The 217-nt window shown below is 40.6% G+C and carries 1 pseudogene; it reads left to right on the top strand.

What is annotated here, in order from left to right:
• A pseudogene (locus tag FC88_RS13375) lies at positions 1 to 217 on the top strand (IS30 family transposase); the annotation flags it as partial.

A 217-nucleotide genomic window follows, 5' to 3' on the forward strand; every position in this document is an offset into this window, starting at 1 on the left:
AAACCCTTTCTAAGCTTCTTTGTAAGCCAATTTAAGAATGAAAAGTGGTCTCCTGACGCGACCGTAGGTCGTGCTCACTCAGCGGAATTATTTAAGCCGGATGAAATGGTATCAACTTCAACGTTGTACAAATACATAGATCTACAATTGCTTGAGATAAAGAACATTGATTTAGCGGAGAAGTCCCACAGACCAACAAAGCGCCATGTTTCAAAGA

It is taken from the genome of Companilactobacillus futsaii JCM 17355, from assembly GCF_001435505.1.
Taxonomy (GTDB): Bacteria; Bacillota; Bacilli; order Lactobacillales; family Lactobacillaceae; genus Companilactobacillus; species Companilactobacillus futsaii.